Source organism: Streptomyces sp. NPDC007983 (assembly GCF_042958345.1).
Lineage (GTDB): Bacteria > Actinomycetota > Actinomycetes > Streptomycetales > Streptomycetaceae > Streptomyces.
In genome coordinates this window covers 1-15,163 of sequence record NZ_JBIBJI010000039.1, presented here as the reverse complement: position 1 = coordinate 15,163, position 15,163 = coordinate 1, and the positions used below count along the sequence as shown (strand labels likewise).

General features: G+C 68.8%; 9 protein-coding genes and 7 pseudogenes. 6 read left to right on the top strand and 10 right to left on the bottom strand.

The features are described 5' to 3' along the window. Positions 1 to 115: 115 nt before the first annotated feature. Entirely contained in the window at positions 116 to 1,534 is a 1,419-nt protein-coding gene (locus tag ACFZCY_RS44170) for a family 2B encapsulin nanocompartment shell protein (protein ID WP_391187270.1), read from the bottom strand. 460 nt (positions 1,535 to 1,994) lie between these two features. On the opposite strand from ACFZCY_RS44170, the gene ACFZCY_RS44165 reads away from it, so the two are divergent. From ACFZCY_RS44165 to ACFZCY_RS44150, 4 genes are all read left to right on the top strand, one after another. Continuing rightward, a complete protein-coding gene (locus ACFZCY_RS44165; protein WP_391187268.1) occupies positions 1,995 to 2,576 on the top strand; it encodes a DJ-1/PfpI family protein in 582 nt (193 codons plus the stop codon). A gap of 304 nt (positions 2,577 to 2,880) precedes the next feature. Then, complete coding sequence (locus ACFZCY_RS44160) at positions 2,881 to 3,921, top strand: ABC transporter substrate-binding protein (RefSeq protein ID WP_391187266.1); 1,041 nt, start codon at positions 2,881 to 2,883, stop codon at positions 3,919 to 3,921. Positions 3,922 to 3,977: 56 nt separating this feature from the next. Next, positions 3,978 to 4,943: an iron chelate uptake ABC transporter family permease subunit gene (locus tag ACFZCY_RS44155; RefSeq protein WP_391187264.1), complete on the top strand. Its 966-nt coding sequence runs from the start codon at positions 3,978 to 3,980 to the stop codon at positions 4,941 to 4,943. Positions 4,944 to 4,947: 4 nt separating this feature from the next. Beyond that, entirely contained in the window at positions 4,948 to 5,772 is an 825-nt protein-coding gene (locus tag ACFZCY_RS44150) for an ATP-binding cassette domain-containing protein (protein ID WP_391187261.1), read from the top strand. 50 nt (positions 5,773 to 5,822) lie between these two features. On the opposite strand, the pseudogene ACFZCY_RS44145 reads toward ACFZCY_RS44150, so the two are convergent. From ACFZCY_RS44145 to ACFZCY_RS44115, 7 genes and pseudogenes are all read right to left on the bottom strand, one after another. Continuing rightward, positions 5,823 to 5,930 (bottom strand): annotated as a pseudogene (locus ACFZCY_RS44145) (AraC family transcriptional regulator); the annotation flags it as partial. A gap of 314 nt (positions 5,931 to 6,244) precedes the next feature. Further along, positions 6,245 to 7,309 (bottom strand): annotated as a pseudogene (locus ACFZCY_RS44140) (arabinofuranosidase catalytic domain-containing protein); the annotation flags it as partial. A 106-nt stretch (positions 7,310 to 7,415) separates the two neighbouring features. Further along, positions 7,416 to 7,658, bottom strand: a pseudogene (locus tag ACFZCY_RS44135) (cellulose-binding protein); the annotation flags it as partial. Between the two features lie 64 nt (positions 7,659 to 7,722). Next, positions 7,723 to 9,354: a family 43 glycosylhydrolase gene (locus tag ACFZCY_RS44130; RefSeq protein WP_391187259.1), complete on the bottom strand. Its 1,632-nt coding sequence runs from the start codon at positions 9,352 to 9,354 to the stop codon at positions 7,723 to 7,725. A 481-nt stretch (positions 9,355 to 9,835) separates the two neighbouring features. After that, positions 9,836 to 10,048, bottom strand: a pseudogene (locus tag ACFZCY_RS44125) (substrate-binding domain-containing protein); the annotation flags it as partial. Between the two features lie 31 nt (positions 10,049 to 10,079). Next, positions 10,080 to 10,265: pseudogene (locus ACFZCY_RS44120) on the bottom strand (transcriptional regulator); the annotation flags it as partial. Between the two features lie 416 nt (positions 10,266 to 10,681). Beyond that, positions 10,682 to 10,840: pseudogene (locus ACFZCY_RS44115) on the bottom strand (LacI family DNA-binding transcriptional regulator); the annotation flags it as partial. Positions 10,841 to 11,608: 768 nt separating this feature from the next. Between ACFZCY_RS44115 and ACFZCY_RS44110 the strand changes: the two are divergent. Next, the gene (locus ACFZCY_RS44110; protein WP_391187257.1) at positions 11,609 to 12,910 is read left to right on the top strand and encodes a glycoside hydrolase family 30 beta sandwich domain-containing protein; all 1,302 of its coding nucleotides are present in this window, start codon (positions 11,609 to 11,611) and stop codon (positions 12,908 to 12,910) included. Between the two features lie 234 nt (positions 12,911 to 13,144). Here the strand turns inward: ACFZCY_RS44110 and ACFZCY_RS44105 are convergent, their stop codons facing one another. Continuing rightward, positions 13,145 to 14,002, bottom strand: a complete 858-nt coding sequence (locus ACFZCY_RS44105; RefSeq protein ID WP_391187255.1) for a 3-hydroxybutyryl-CoA dehydrogenase — start codon at positions 14,000 to 14,002, stop codon at positions 13,145 to 13,147. A 167-nt stretch (positions 14,003 to 14,169) separates the two neighbouring features. Further along, the gene (locus ACFZCY_RS44100; protein ID WP_391187332.1) at positions 14,170 to 14,847 is read right to left on the bottom strand and encodes a TetR family transcriptional regulator; all 678 of its coding nucleotides are present in this window, start codon (positions 14,845 to 14,847) and stop codon (positions 14,170 to 14,172) included. Positions 14,848 to 15,064: 217 nt separating this feature from the next. On the opposite strand from ACFZCY_RS44100, the pseudogene ACFZCY_RS44095 reads away from it, so the two are divergent. After that, positions 15,065 to 15,163, top strand: a pseudogene (locus tag ACFZCY_RS44095) (electron transfer flavoprotein subunit beta); the annotation flags it as partial.

The following is a 15,163-nucleotide window of genomic DNA, read 5'->3' as shown; positions in this document are numbered from 1 at the left end:
TCAAGCCGTGTCCGGCGGATCACGCCGGGGGCGGGTGCGGGGCGCGCGTATCCCATGGCCGGTCGCGCGGTCACCGGCGCCCCTCGGGGGCGCACCCTGACCCGCCCGGCACTCTCTAGCTCTCGTAGTGGCCGATCTCGACGTCTTCGAGGATGCCGAGCGCGTCCGGCACGAGTACCGCCGCGGAGTAGTAGGTGCTGACCAGGTAGGAGATGATCGCCTTCTCGTCGATGCCCATGAAGCGGGCGTTGAGGCCGGGCTCGATCTCGTCGGGGATGCCGGTCTGGTGGAGGCCGACGACGCCCTGGTCCTCCTCGCCCGTGCGCATGGCCAGGATGGAGCTGGTGCCGGCGGGGCTGACCGGGAGCTTGTTGCAGGGCAGGATCGGGATGCCGCGCCAGGCCGGCACCTGGTGGCCCTCCAGCTCGCCGCCCTGCGGGTAGAGCCCGCGCTTGTTGCACTCCCGGCCGAAGGCCGCGATCGCCTTCGGGTGGGCGAGCAGGAACTGGGTCTTGCGCCGCCGCGAGATCAGCTCGTCGAGGTCGTCGGGAGTGGGCGGGCCGCTGTGCGTACGGATGCGCTGCTTCAGGTCGGCGTTGTGGAGGAGACCGAAGTCGCGGTTGTTGACCAGCTCGTGTTCCTGGCGCTCGCGCAGTGCCTCGACCGTGAGACGGAGCTGCTGCTCCACCTGGTTCATGGGGTCGTTGTAGAGGTCGGCGACGCGGCTGTGCACGCGGAGCACGGTCTGGGCAACGCTCAGCTCGTACTCGCGGGGGCTGAGCTCGTAGTCGACGAAGGTGCCCGGCAGGGTCCACTCGCCCTCGTGCCCGGAGGCGAGGTCGATGGCGGCCTCTCCCTGCTTGTTCTGCGGCGGGCGAGGGGCGGAACGGACCGCCTCCAGGTGCGTGCGCAGTCCTTCCGAGCGGCCCTGGACCTCCTCGAACGCCGCCCGGGACAGGCTCAGGACGGTGCACGCCGTCACCGCGCGCACCGTGAACTCCCACTCGCCGGCCGAGCCGGTCAGCAGCCCCTCGCCGACGTAGTCGCCGTCCGCGAGCACACCGAGGACGGTCGGGTCGCCGTACTTGCCGGTGCCCAGCTTGTTGCCCTTGCCGTGCGCGATGAGAACGACCTCGTCGGCCGGGCGGCCCGACTCCACGATGGTCTCGCCGGCGGCCACGTCCCGCTGCTCGAACCGCTCCGCCAGCGCGCCCAGGGCCTGCTCGTCCGTGAAGTCCCGCAGCGGCGGCAGCTCACGCAGCTCGGCCGGGATGACCCGGACGTCCGTGCCGGTGGCGACGAACTCGACCCGGCCGTCGCCGAGGGTGTGGGTGAGCCGGCGGTTCACCCGGTACGCACCTCCGGAGACCTGCACCCACGGCAGCAGGCGCAGCAGCCACCGTGAGGAGAGACCCTGCATCTGCGGAGGAGTCTTGGTCGTACTCGCCAGATTCCGCGCGGCAGCCGTGGCCAGGCTCAGCTGCGGCTGTCGGCCGTTCTGGTCGGCGGGGGGCGGGTCGAGCGGCAGAGACATGAAGGCGCCATCCATCCATGAGTGCGGGAGAGGGAACGACAGCAACGGCCGGTCGCCACTGTCGGGGCGCGAAAGTTGATCTTCGCCCGCACCGGACCCTAGCACTCCGCTTTGGGGGACAACGAGGCGTGCCAGACGGGAAGTTTGCGGTGGAAGCGACTCAATTCCGGCCTGCGGTAGACCGGTTGCGCGGTGGTGGGCGCGCTCATCGACCACTGCGCGGCGTCGCGTTCGCAGCGGGGGCGAGTCGGAGACGGACGGGAACTATGCGACCCGCGCGACCGACTCATAGGACAAGCAGCGCTACTCCCGAAGAGCGATGAGGGCCGGACGTGAGGGGCCGGTGGAGCGCAGGAACCTGCTCCACCCGTCAGTCGCGATTGCCGGTCCCGGTTCGGTCGGGACCTTCGCAGCGCCCGCAGCGTCCACGGACGCTTCACCAGCCAAGGAGACGAAGCCGATGCCTCTACGTGTTCAGATCCTTATGTACGACGGGGTCGAGGAGCAGGACGCCATCGGGCCGCGTGACGTTCTCGGCCACGCCGCGCAGGCGGGCGGCGAGGTGGAAACGACACTGGTGCGGCCGTCGGCTCCCGGCGAGGTGACATGCTTCTTCGGCACCAGAATCACGGTGCCGACCGCATGGGAGCCCACCGACACCGATCTTCTGATCGTGCCGGGCGGCGGCGACCAGCTGATGCATGATCCCGATGTCCTGCGGAACCTCGTACGGGCACAGCAGGCCGGAGCCACCGTCGCCGGTATCTGCACAGGAGTCATGGTGCTGTCCGCGGCAGGCCTGACCACGGGCCGTCCGTGCACGACACACCACCTGGCCAAGGCCGAACTGGCCGCCCAGGGAGGCAAGGTGATCGACGCGCGAGTCGTTGACGACGGGAACCTGGTGACCGCGGGCGGTGTCACCAGCGGAATCGATCTGGCGCTCTGGATGATCACCCGCGAGTGCGGAGCATCCATCGCCCTCGGCGTCGAGTCCGTCATGGAGTACGAGCAGCGCGGCGTCGTCTGGCGAAGCTCCTGATCGCCGTCGCGTTCGGAGCACCCTCACCGAACCCGGTGTAGCGCACCAGAAGTTCGCGGGGAATTCATCCGTGGGCCGCATCCACCTGTTGAGTGGGTGCGGGCCGCCGACGTGCGCGAGGGCTCGTTGCACCTCGGCCACCGTGTGGCAGCGGGTGTTGCTGCCCGCCCCGGTGGACGGCGGCCCCATTGGGCGACTCTCGCGGAAATATCCGGGAATTCCTGGAACTCGGGACCACTTCGGCCCGACTACCTGAAAGACAACTTTCAGCCCGATGAATTCCTTTCGCACGCAGGGAGCCCGTATGCCGATGAACCGGCCGGCCACCACCGCTCTGGCCGCAGCCCTCTGTCTGCTGACAGCGGCATGCGGCGGCTCCTCGGACGACGACAAGGCGAGCACGAAGACGACCGAGACCGCGGCCTCGAAGACCGGATACCCGGTGACCCTGGACAACTGCGGCCGGAGCGAGACCTTCGAGAAGGCGCCCGGCCGGGCCGTCGTCATGAACGGCGCATCGGTCGCCGAGGTCTCCACCCTCCTCGCCCTCGGCCTCCAGGACAAGATCGTCGCCAACCAGCAGACCTACGGCATGTCCGAGGTCGCCGGCCGGGCCGCCGCCATCAAGGCCCTGCCCACCGGCGACATCAAGCTCAACGAGGCCTACGACATCCCCCGCGAGGCCATGCTCGGACTGCGCCCCGACCTCGTCCTGTCCGTCACCAGGTACGGCTTCGACCAGAAGAACGGCTTCGCCACCCGCGAGCAGCTCAAGCCGGTGGGAGCCAACAGCTACGTCTCCCCGCAGGGCTGCGACGACGACCCCTCCAAGATGACCGTCGCCGACAGATACCAGCTGCTGCGCGACATGGGAAAGATCTTCAACGTCAGGGACAGGGCCGAAAAGCTGATCGCCGCCTCCGAGAAGAACATCGCGGCGGTCTCCGAGAAGGTCAAGGGAGAGAAGCCCCCGAAGGTCATGGTGCTCTTCTCCAACATGTCCATGGGCAGCAACGATTTCAGCTCGGTCTTCGCCAAGGGCATCGTCAACGACATCCTCACCAAAGCCGGCGGCGCCAACGCCTTCGAGAACGCCGCCAAGGCCACTTTCGCCGACCTCAGCAAGGAGAAGGTGGCCGCCACCGACGTCGACGCCCTCGTCGTCATCGGCTACAACGACCCCGATCCGGCGGCATACGCCAAAAAACTGCTCAAGGAGTTCCCCCAGTGGCCGGCCGCCAAGAACAACACGTACGTGACGCTGTCGGACTCGATGTGCCTCGGCCCGAGCAACGACCTGGCCGTCGAGAAGATCGCCAAGCTGCTGCACCCCGAAGCGTTCTGACCCGGCTCAAGGCTCCGCTGGCGTTCACGCTCCTGCCCATCGCGCTGATCGTCACGATGATCGTGGCGATCAGTATCGGCGCGGTCAACGTTCCGCTCGGCGACGTGTGGGGGATCGTCCTCCACCACGTCACCGGCGCGGGGGCGGCGCACTCCGACCCCGCGCTCGACCAGATCGTCTGGAACTTCCGCACCCCCCGGGTGGTCCTGGCCGCCCTGGTCGGCGCGGGCCTCGCCGTGTCCGGCGCGGTACTGCAGACCGTGGTGTCCAACCCACTCGCCGACCCCATCGTGCTGGGCTTCTCCTACGGCGCCACGCTCGGCGCCGTCCTCGTCATCACCCTCGGCGGCGGCGCCGCGCTCGCCGGGCTCGGGGTGCCGGCGGCGGCCTTCATCGGCGCGCTGGCCGCCGGGGCGCTGGTCTTCGCGCTCGGGCAGCGGCGGGGACGGCTGGCCCCGACCCGGCTGGTACTGGCCGGGGTCGCCGTCGGCTACGTCTTCCTCTCGGCGACCAGCTACGTCCAGCTCCAGGTATCTCCGACCGAGTTGCGGACGGTCATGTTCTGGATGCTGGGCAGCGTGGCCGGGGCCCAGTGGGACCAGCTCCCCACGGTCACCGGGGTCGTGCTCGTCACCACCACGCTCCTGTCCCTGTTCGGGCGGCGGCTGAACGTCCTGCTGGCCGGCGACGAGTCCGCCACCGCGCTCGGCGTCGACGTCAACCGGCTGCGCGCCGTGCTCCTGGTGCTCAGCGCGCTGCTGACGGGAAGCGTCATCGCCGTCGCCGGCAGCATCGGCTTCGTCGGCCTGATGATCCCGCACCTGGTGCGCCTGACCACCGGCGCCGACCATCGCCGGCTGCTGCCCCTGACGGCCCTGCTGGGCGCGGTCTACCTGGTCCTCGTGGACTTGCTCTCCCGCACCCTCAACCGCCCCGACGAACTGCCCCTGGGCATCCTCACCGCTCTGCTCGGAGCTCCCTTCTTCCTGTGGCTGCTGCGCCGTAACAAGGGTCTGGACTAGAAGCATGAAACTCACCGTCGACCGGCTCCACGTCACGCTCGACCGCAATCCGATCCTCCGCGATGTCAGTCTTCAGGCCCGCAAGGGCGACATCGTCGGTCTCGTCGGCCCCAACGGCAGCGGCAACTCCACCCTGCTCCGCACCGTCTACCGCTCACTGCGACCGGCGGATGGTGTGGTCAGGGTCGGCGAGGACGACGTATGGGCCCTGTCCCCTCGCACCGCGGCCCGTCGTACCGCCGCCGTCCTCCAGGACGGCGGCGGCAATACCACCGGACTGACCGTCACCGAGATCGTCGCTCTCGGCCGCGCCCCCCACCACGGTCTGCTGGGACGCGACGGGGCCGAGGACCACGGGGCCGTGGCCGACGCCGTCGACCGCTGCGGCGTACGACCGTTCGCGGACCGGGACTACGCCTCCCTGTCCGGCGGGGAACGCCAACGCGTGCTGCTGGCCCGCGCGTTGGCACAGAACCCCCGGCTCCTGGTGCTGGACGAACTCACCAACCACCTCGACATCCGCGCCCGCTTCGAACTGCTGGACCTCATCCGCTCCACCGGCATCACCACGCTGGCGGTCCTGCACGACCTCGACCTGGCCGCCCGGCTCTGCGACCACCTCGTCGTCCTGCACGAGGGAACCGTGGTGGCAGCAGGACCGGTCCTGGACGTACTGATCCCGCAGATACTCGGCGACGTCTTCGGCGTCCGCGCACACACGGAACGGCACGCCGACGGCGTCATCCGCATCACGTACGCCGCCCATGCCCTCGCCGACGGAGAGACCGCGGCGGACGGCCCCCGGAGCCCCGAGGCGGCAGCCCGCTGAGCGTGACACACCTGCGCCGCCCCGGCGGGCGGTGGCGACGGGCCGCAGGGAGGCGTGGCCAGGCTGCCCGCTGTGATGCGCCGGCGCAGACCGGCCAGTGACAGCACCTCCACCCCCGCCGGAGTGCCGGCCGGGGCGGTGAAGGGCACCTCAGGAATGGCCTCTGGGGCATCCCGCGCTGGATGAGATCACCGCCGTCCTCGGCCGCGTGGTGGAGGCGTCCGCCATCAACCACGCCGTCAAGACCGCGGCACACGCTCTCTCTCCAGCGCCCCGACCAGCCGGCCGGCCGCCGCCCGCGCCCGCTGGCTCAGCTTGGTCCTCGCCGGCCTGGCCACGCGCCCCCGTACCGTCGAGGGATGACTGTCGCCTCGCACCCGAGCGCGCGACCGGCCCCGCTGGACACCTTGGCGAGGCCGGTCGGAACTGCGAGAGGTGATCGTGGTCGCCCGGAAGGCTTCTACGATTTCCCGTAACCGGCCGAGGTGATGTTGGCCTGCACCGCGTTCTCGGTGGCGTCCGACGGGTAGCCGGACGTCATCACGCCTTCGTAGAACGTGCCGGCGGCGCCGTGGCTGTTGTCACCGCCGATGCCGAGGATGATGGCCCCTTCTTTCTTCATCGGGTTGTAGCCCGGGACGTTGGGGCGCGGTCCGTTGTAGAAGGTCGACAGACCGCCCGATTGTGCGTTCCCGCCACGGATGGACCAGTGGTTCGGCTCGCCCTTGACGATGGCGGTCAGGTACCGGTGGCTGATGGTCGGGTCGCCCGCGTTGTAGCGCTGGTTCACCCCGGAGAACAGGCCGTTCTCGAGGTCGGCCATGATCCAGGGGCCGTTGCCGGCACCGTAGCCCCAGACCTTGTTGTTCCCGAAGTAGATGGCCTCCATGGTGCCGTTGCCGTTGTCACGGCTGTTGGTCTCGGCGTTGCCGTAGTCGAAGCAGCAGCCGCCGTTGTAGTGGGTGCCGTCGAGGATGGCGTACATCCCCTCCGGCTGGTCCCCTTTCGCGACGCCGTTGGTGTTGTTGTTGCGGTACCCGGTGCCAGGAGCCACGAAGATGCCGTAGGCCTTGTGGCCGCCGACCGTGGTCGGCGCCGCTGTCGCGTTCGCGAGGTTGTCGTATCCGCCCGGAGCCGGGCCGGGGAAGCCGCCGGGAGGCGCCTGGGTGAGGCGGTTGTTCCGGCCGGACTGGTCGTAGACGACGGTGATGAGGCAGGTCGTGCCGGCGCAGAACGAATCCTGTGCGGCGGCGTTGGCGTATCCGCCCGGGCTCAGCACGCCGATGTCCCGCGTGGCGTTGTCGGAGGCGCGGCGCACCTGGTACAGCGGTCCGTTGTAGGAGCCGTACAGTGCGCGGGTCGTGCTGTGCGCCGCCACACAGGGCGTGCCGCCGGAGGCGTAGATGTCGCAGGGCAGCGAGGCCGCGGCCTGGGAGGCCGGGGCCGTGCCGGTGAGGACGCCGACGCCGAGGGCGGCTGCCGCCGCTGTCGCCAGGAACGTGCGCCTCAAGGGGCGTAACGTCAGTCGAATGGTCACGGATGAACTCCTCTACCGGATGAGGGATGAGACACGGGTGTGCGGGCCCGGGAGTTTCCGGGGTTCCGGCGCCGGGGTGTTCCGGGCCGGCACCGGAGTCGGTGGTCTAGAACTGTGTGAAGAACTTCCAGATTTCTCCGGGGACCCAGGTCTTGGAGCCGCTGTCACCACCGGCCCCGTCCTGGGGAGCGGCGATGTGGCCTTCGTCGAACGCGGCCCACTCGACTGGATGCCCTGCCGAACACCCCGCGTAGGTGGTGATTCTGTGCGTACGGCTGCCCTGTGCCGGCTCGGGCGGGTTCTGTCCGGCGCAGCCGTTGTTCCTGACGAATCTGGGGTTATGAGAGCGCTCCCAAAAATGGACTGGGACGTTTCCCTGTCCATACGGGTTCGATGCGGGGGACGGGCCGGACTCAGGGTGTGGACAGTTCGAACCGGGTGACCTTGACCGACCCGCCGAGTGCCTGGGTGGCGTAGTTGAAGATGGCGTACCGGTAGCCCATGAAGAACCGCCAGTCGTTGCCCATGGTGTACGAGGGCCCGAGACGAGTGAAGTTCACCCCGTCGGTGCTGTACGAGAAGGTGCCCGGACGTCCCGCGCCCGGGCGGATGTCGGCGGTGGCGCGCAGCCAAATGCGGCCGCTGGGGACGGGGGCGCTCGCCACCTCCGTACCGGTGCCGGTGGTGTTCCAATTGCCGTCCATCGTCAGCCCGTTCACCATCGCCACCCGCGTCGCGCCGCTGTCGCGTCTCACCCCGATCCACGCGGAGGAGTCGCGCAGCAGCGCGAGCCCGGCCCGGTCGCCGTCGCGCATCGCGGAGTGGTCGAGCTGGACGGTGGCGGTGGAGGTGGGTCCCTGGATGCGATGGGTGAGGGTGTTGCGGGCCCAGTACAGGTCGTTCGTGACGGTGGCGGTGCGCAGCGTCAGACCGTTTTCGACCGACCACTTGGTGTTGTCCGGGTTGTGGTTCCACTCCCATTTCGGCTTAAGGGCCGTGCCGTCGAAGGTGTCGACGCCGATCAGCGGGGTGACCTGGCGGGGCGGCGCGGGGACGACCGGGCTCGGATACGACGCGCCCCAGGCGCCGTTCACCAGCTGTACGACGGGCCAGCCGTCGGAGGTCCAGCTGACCGGGGCCAGCACGGGGATCCGGCCGCCGGGGTAGGCGTCCACGAAGGCCATGTAATACCAGGCCCCGCCGGGGGTCTGTACGAGCCCGCCCTGGTGCGGCACCCCGCCGCCGGAGACCGGCCCGCCCAGGTTGAGCAGGACCTGCCGCATCGTGTACGGGCCGAAGGGGCCGCTGGTCGACTTCAGGATGTACTGGCCGTTCGCCGGGCGGGTGAGGAAGATGTAGTAGTTCCCGTTGATCTTGTAGAAGCGGGAGCCCTCCAGCGTCCCGACGCTCGACGGCGCGGTGAACACCTGCTGCGCACGGACCTGGCTGCGCCCGTCGGCGGAGAGCTGGGCCACGCTGATGGTGGTGTTCCCGTAGGCCACGTACAGGGTGTCGTCGCTGTCGACGAGCAGGCCCGCGTCGTAGTAGGCGTTGTTGATCGCGGTGAGCCTGCGCCACGGCCCTTCGACGGACGGAGCGGTGTAGACGTACGACGTACCGAATTCGATGCAGCCCAGCCAGTAGAACGTGCGGTTGCGCGGACGGTAGGCGAGGGACGACGCCCAGATGCCCTTGACGTACCCGCGGGCGCCGCTCAGGTCGTACTTGGGGCCGAAGTCCAGGACGGGCACCGAGTGCCCGGCGAACTCCCAGTTGACCAGGTCGTAGGAGCGGAGGATGGGTGCCCCTGGCGAGTAGTGCATGGTGGAGGCCGAGTAGTAGTACGTGTTGTCGACGCGGATGATGTCGATGTCCGCGAAGTCCTGCCAGATGACCGGATTCGCGTACGGACCGGCGGCTGTGAGGGCGACCCCGGCGGGGCCGTGGGGTGGGGCGGTGGAGACGGGCAGGGCGGCTCCCGCCATCAGCCCGGTGGCTGTTGCCAGTGCGGAGCGGCGACTGTGCTCGCGTTGGAGCCAGGACATGGAGGGTCGTTCTCCTTTGTGGTGGCCGGAGTGCCACAGGAGCGATGACGTGCCGGCACGGTGGACGTGGAGCGGCGGTCCTGCTGGATGTGGGGCATGGGCGTCTCCCTGTGTCGGCTGGTCGCAGTTGCCGCAGCGCCCCTGTCCCCGTTGGGATTCCCCTTGGTATGCGGCGCGTTGACGCATGGGCACATCGCAGCGGATAACGCCTTTCAGCGCTGGTCTGTGGGGCCGACACAAACCTGTCCGTCTGATTGCTGTTCGGAATGGCGAACAATAATCGGCTGCCCGGACAAGCATGGATGATAGGCGGATGGTGAGAGACGTCAACACCTCTCGCGCCGACGAACTGGCGAAGTCGGACGAGGACCGAAACGAAGTCCGCAAGGCTGATGCGGCACCTGGCTCTCGGCGCTTGTGGACGACGGCTGATTCTTCGCCTGTGGTTCAGCCGCCCGCGGTGCGGGCCGGTGCTTTCGCGGACGATGAGAGCGGGTTCGTCGCAGGGGGCGGGGGCGGGCGCCGCGGGATCGAGCAACCGGTGCAGCAGCCCGAAGCAGGTGCGGCCGAGCCCCTCGAAGTCGAGGCGGGCCGTGGTCAGGGCGGGGGAGAGGAAGGCCGCGGCGGGCACGTCGTCGAAACCGGCCACGCTCAGGTCGCCGGGGGATATGACGTCCGGCTTCGCGGGCCGCACGCATCACCCCGGCGGCCACGTCGTCGTTGCCGCACAGCATTTCGGTCACCGACGGATTCGCGACCAGCTCCCACGCGGCGAGGTAGCCGGTGCGCGGCGTCCAGCCTCCCTCCACCACGGGTGGCTCCGGGGCACCGGCCGCACGCAGCGCGTCCAGCCAGCCCAGGGTGCGCTGGGCCACCCGAGCGGTCGAGGACGGCAGTGCCAGGTAGTGCATTTGCACGGTGCGGTGACCCCGGCCCAGTAGGGGCGGGTGGCACGGCCGGCGGCGATCCGGTCGTCCAGCCAGACCTGCGTCCGGGTGGAGACCGGCTCGCCGCCGGAAGGGCGCTCGACGGCGGCCACCACCGGTGTGTCCGTGGGCAGCAGTCGCAGGGCGTGCACTCCGGGGGCGTCGAAAGCGATGACCACGACGGGCTCGCCCGGCCGCGCCAGGCGGGCGCGCAACTCGGCCCGGTCCGGAACAGCGTGGCGGTCCAGCACACTCACGGCGACGGCGAAGGAGGCAGCGCGCGCGGCTTCCTCGATGCCGCGCAGCGTCGAGGCGGCCCCGTACAGGCTGGTGTCGCTGGTGAGGGTCAGCGAGCGGGCCGCCTTGCCCGCGAGCTCGCGGGCAAGGCGGTTGGGCCGGAAACCGAGCGAGTCGATGGCGTCCTCGACCCGGCGACGGGTGGCACCGGCGACAGAGGCGTGCCCGTTGATGACACGGGAGACTGTCTGGTGAGAGACGCCGGCCAGCCGTGCCACGTCGCGGATGGTCACGGTGGGGGCGCCGTCAGCAGGGGTGCGCATCAGCCCGTGTCGGCTCCCGGGCGTGAGACCACGATGGGAAGCAGCGGCTGGTGTGCGAACGGATGCCGACTCATCAGACCCCAAGTGACGCGGCAAGTGGTGGCGAGGGAGTCGCCGGAGAGGCGGCGGCCGTCGCACAGTATGGCCGGGGTCCTCGTCGGCGGGGGGTGTTTGTGACCGGTCACTGGCCTGCTCTCCACCTGGACGCCACGGGACGCGATCGTCCTGCGCCGACGCCGGGCCCCTGGCTATGGCGCGACCGGCCCGGAGAAGCCCCCGCTGCGATGGCTATTGACACTTCGGCTTGCGTCACCACAATCACACGATGGTGTGACCGTTCACACAAGGGCCGGAAGAGGCGGGACCCGAAGTCCTGACGCGACCCGGGCCGCCGCACCCCGACGCCCGCTCCCGGACGGTTCCACGGTCGCCAGGGCCGGCGCCGTGAGCACCACCGTGATCAGCGGCCCCGGGGCAGCGGCTGCTCGGCCCCGGAGCCCGGTGTGGGACCGCGTCGGAACGCACTGCCCTCCGGCGCCCTCGCGCCACGTCCGACTGACAGACGCGTGTTCGTGGACCAGGAGGCTCCATGCCCACCAGGCCTGTCACCGTTCGCTCGCGAACGCGCCCCAACGACGGTGTCGCGCCTACGACGCCTCCGGGCGGGTCCTGGGAGCGCTCCCAAGCTCAAAAAAGGGCTCCGGCGCAGGCCACGGAATGAGAGTCGGGGCAGCGCAGATCAATGCCATCATCCAGGAGGGACAATCGATGACGTCGCATCGGGAGCAATCCGTGGGGCGAGGGCAAAAAGACCCGAGCCGGAGGTCTGTTCTGGCCACGATGGGCGCCCTGCCGGTCCTCGCGTCCGCGACGCCGGCCGTGGGGGCGTCCGCAACGGTGGCCGCCGGCGTGATCGTCGACCCGGCGGCGGAGCGGCAGACCATCCGGGGTTTCGGCGGCATGAACCACACTCTGTGGATCAACGACCTGACGCCTGCCCAGAGGGACGTGGCGTTCGGTAACGGCGAGGGGCAGCTCGGGCTCTCCGTGCTGAGAATCCCCGTACACGAGAACCGGGCGGACTGGAGTCGTGAGGTGGCGACGGCGCGGCGAGCCATCGAGCACGGGGCGACCGTCATCGCGTCGCCTTGGAATCCCCCTGCTCAAATGGTGGAGACCTTCGTGCATGGCAATCAGGCCAACGCGAAACGGCTCCGGTACGACATGTATGGCGCCTATGCGCGGCACCTGGACGACTTCTACAGGTTCATGAGGGACAACGGCGTGAACCTGTACGCGATCTCCATACAGAACGAGCCCGATTACGCGCATGACTGGACATGGTGGACTCCGAACGAGATGATCCGGTTCCTGCGGGAGAACGCCGGCTCGATCGGCACCAAGGTCATCGCGCCGGAGTCCTTCCAGTATGTGAAGAGCTTCTCGGACCCGATTCTCAACGATTCGGGAGCGCTCGCCAATATGGATATTCTCGGGGCTCACCTGTACGGCACGCCGTACCAGAATTTTCCCTACCCCCTCTTCAAGGAAAGAGGCAGGGGCAAGGAACTCTGGATGACCGAGGTCTACCACCCCAACAGCAGCGATTCGGCGGACCTCTGGCCCCAAGCGCTCGACGTGGGGGAACACGTCCACCGTGCCCTGGTGGATGCCGATTTCCAGGCTTATGTGTGGTGGTACATCCGGCGCAGCTACGGCCCGATGCGGGAAGACGGGCGCATCAGCAAGCGCGGGGCCAACCTGGCACACTTCGCGAAGTTCGTCCGCCCGGGGTATGTGCGGATCAACGCGACCTCGAATCCGCAGCCGAACCTCTACGTCTCGGCGTACAAAGGCGGAAATTCCAAAGTGGTCGTCATCGCCATCAACAAGGGGACCTCGACAGTGAGTCAGCCGTTCACCCTGGTGAACAACACCTCGTCCAGTGCGTCGTCCTGGCTGACGGACGCGAGCAGAAACCTCGCGCCCAGGGGTGCGATCAACGTATCGAACGGCTCCTTCACGAGCGAGCTTCCCGCCCGAAGCGTGACGACCTTCGTGACCGGGTGAGGCACGTCCGGGCGATGTGTGTGTCCTGCATGGTGAGCCGGCCGTAGGTGTGCTCGGAGCGATCGCGCTCTCGCCGGTGGCCCCGGGCCGCGGGCCACAGCAGCCCGGGGTTACCGGTCGGGTCGTTCGGCGAGGGGCCGCGCTTGGCGCGCACTATCCGATGCGAGCGTCGCGGTGGTTGCCGCCACCTCTTCTTCCCGCTCCTCCTCAGGGCCCGCCCCGTTGATGACGCCTTCAGTAGGTGTAGAAGCCGCTGCCGCTCTTGCGGCCCAAGCGTCCGGCGGCGACCATGCGGCGCAGCAGGGCGGGCGGCGCGTACAGGGGTTCCTTGAACTCTTCGTACAGGGACTCGGCAACGGCCTGGGCGGTATCGAGTCCGATGAGGTCGAGCAGTCGCAGCGGCCCCATGGGGTGGGCACAGCCCAACTCCATCCCGTGGTCGATGTCCTCTGGACTGGCGGTACTGGTCTCCACCATGCGGACAGCGGCCAGTAGATAGGGCACCAGCAGGGCGTTGACCACGAAGCCGGAGCGGTCCGGGGCCTGGATCGTCCGTTTGCCCAGCCGCTGGGCGGCGAAGTTCCTGGCACGCTCCAGTGTCTCGCGGGTGGTGGTCAGGGCGGGGATCAGTTCCACCAGGGGTTGTACCGGGACCGGGTTGAAGAAGTGCATGCCGATGACCTGCTCCGGTCGGCTGGTGACGGCTGCGAGGTCGGCGACGGGAAGGGAGGAGGTGTTGGTGGCCAGGACCGCCCGGGGGTCGACGACCTCCGTGTCGAGGGTCCGCATGACCGTGGTTTTGAGATCCCGCTGTTCAGCGACCGCCTCTATGACGAACTGACGGTCGGCCAGGTCGCCGAGGTGGCAGGTGTACCTCAGTCGGGCCAGGGCCTGGTCGCGCTCGTCCTCGGTGAGTTTGCCGCGCCGTAGGCCACGGTCCAAGGAGGCCGTGAGGCGGCGGCGGCCGGCTTCGGCTGAGTCATGGGTGGCCTCGGCCACCAGTACGTCCAGGCCCTGGCGGGCGGCGACTTCGGCGATGCCGGAACCCATCAGGCCGCAGCCGACGACACCGAGACGGGAGACAGTTTCCATGGCAGTCCTTCATGGGGAGGAAGGGCGGGCTGACGGGAGGCGTGCCGACGGCGGTAATGCCTCCAAAGCCGCCGAATCTGGAACGCGTCGATGATCTGCCGCAGGCGGTGTCGGCACGCTATGGCACTGAGTACCCTCGGTCAAGGCGCTGCGTGCCATGCCTGTGGCTAGTCGTCCCCCAATGTCTTCTCGATCTTCTGCACCACGCGCCACATGGGAGCGCCTCGTGGCGCCACCATGACGATCACGTCGTCGTCAGGTGTGGGCGCGGTGCCGGTCTCCGTGGATTCGTCGGCGTCGCCCCACGTCTGCAGGACGTACGTCAGCGCCTGGTCCACCGTCTTCGCGGCATCGCCGTGGCCCCCGTCTCGCAGCCAGGTCCGCAGCCCGTTGTTGTGCGCGGCGACGACGGCCGCGGCCTGCACTTCCGCCCGAAGTGATCCGTTCCGGTCTCCCGCGTAGCGTTGCCGGAGGTAGTGGGCAAGGGTCCGCTCGTAGCGGTGCACCACGGACAGCTCGTAGCCGCGCAGGCTGGGCACTTCGCGCGTGAGTCGATAGCGCTGCACGGAGAATTCGGGGTTCGCGGCGTACATCCGCATCACGAGACGGGCCGCGTCGCAGACCACGTCGAGCGGTTCGCCGTCGGTGCTCGTCGCGAGGAAGGCGCTCATCTCGGTAAGGCAGCGCTCATGTTCGGGGAAGACGACGTCTTCCTTGGACGGGAAGTAGCGGAAGAACGACCGGCGTCCCACTCCGGCCCGCGCCACGATGTCGTCCACCGTGGTCCGCTCGAAACCGTGCTCCATGAAGAGCTGGAACGCGGCCTCGACGAGCACCTCGCGCATGGGTGTTTTGCCGGCTGGTCCAGACCCGCTGACCGTCGTGGGTGCCCTGCCTTCGTCGCGTACGTCCGTCATGGAGGGAACGTAGCATCAGCACCGGCAAGAGTGACACTCAGTACCTTTACTCAGGGTACTGAGTGCCATAGTCTCGCTCAGGTGCTCCGGGGCGGCAGCGCATATCCGGCAGCGCGGATGTCCGAGAACCGTAAGGAGAGTCGGTGTGGGCTTGAGGATCGTTGTCTGTGTGAAGTACGTGCCCGACGCCACCGGCGACCGGCACTTCGCCGAGGACCTGACGCTCGACCGTGACGATGTGGAC

Excerpts from the sequence above, each read along its gene's own strand:
- ACFZCY_RS44150 (WP_391187261.1), top strand. The coding sequence starts at position 4,948 with ATGAAACTCACCGTCGACCGGCTCCACGTCACGCTCGACCGCAATCCG.
- ACFZCY_RS44155 (WP_391187264.1), top strand. The coding sequence starts at position 3,978 with ATGATCGTGGCGATCAGTATCGGCGCGGTCAACGTTCCGCTCGGCGAC.
- ACFZCY_RS44165 (WP_391187268.1), top strand. The coding sequence starts at position 1,995 with ATGCCTCTACGTGTTCAGATCCTTATGTACGACGGGGTCGAGGAGCAG.
- ACFZCY_RS44105 (WP_391187255.1), bottom strand. The coding sequence starts at position 14,002 with ATGGAAACTGTCTCCCGTCTCGGTGTCGTCGGCTGCGGCCTGATGGGT.
- ACFZCY_RS44160 (WP_391187266.1), top strand. The coding sequence starts at position 2,881 with ATGCCGATGAACCGGCCGGCCACCACCGCTCTGGCCGCAGCCCTCTGT.
- ACFZCY_RS44130 (WP_391187259.1), bottom strand. The coding sequence starts at position 9,354 with ATGTCCTGGCTCCAACGCGAGCACAGTCGCCGCTCCGCACTGGCAACA.
- ACFZCY_RS44110 (WP_391187257.1), top strand. The coding sequence starts at position 11,609 with ATGACGTCGCATCGGGAGCAATCCGTGGGGCGAGGGCAAAAAGACCCG.
- ACFZCY_RS44170 (WP_391187270.1), bottom strand. The coding sequence starts at position 1,534 with ATGTCTCTGCCGCTCGACCCGCCCCCCGCCGACCAGAACGGCCGACAG.
- ACFZCY_RS44100 (WP_391187332.1), bottom strand. The coding sequence starts at position 14,847 with ATGCGCGAGGTGCTCGTCGAGGCCGCGTTCCAGCTCTTCATGGAGCAC.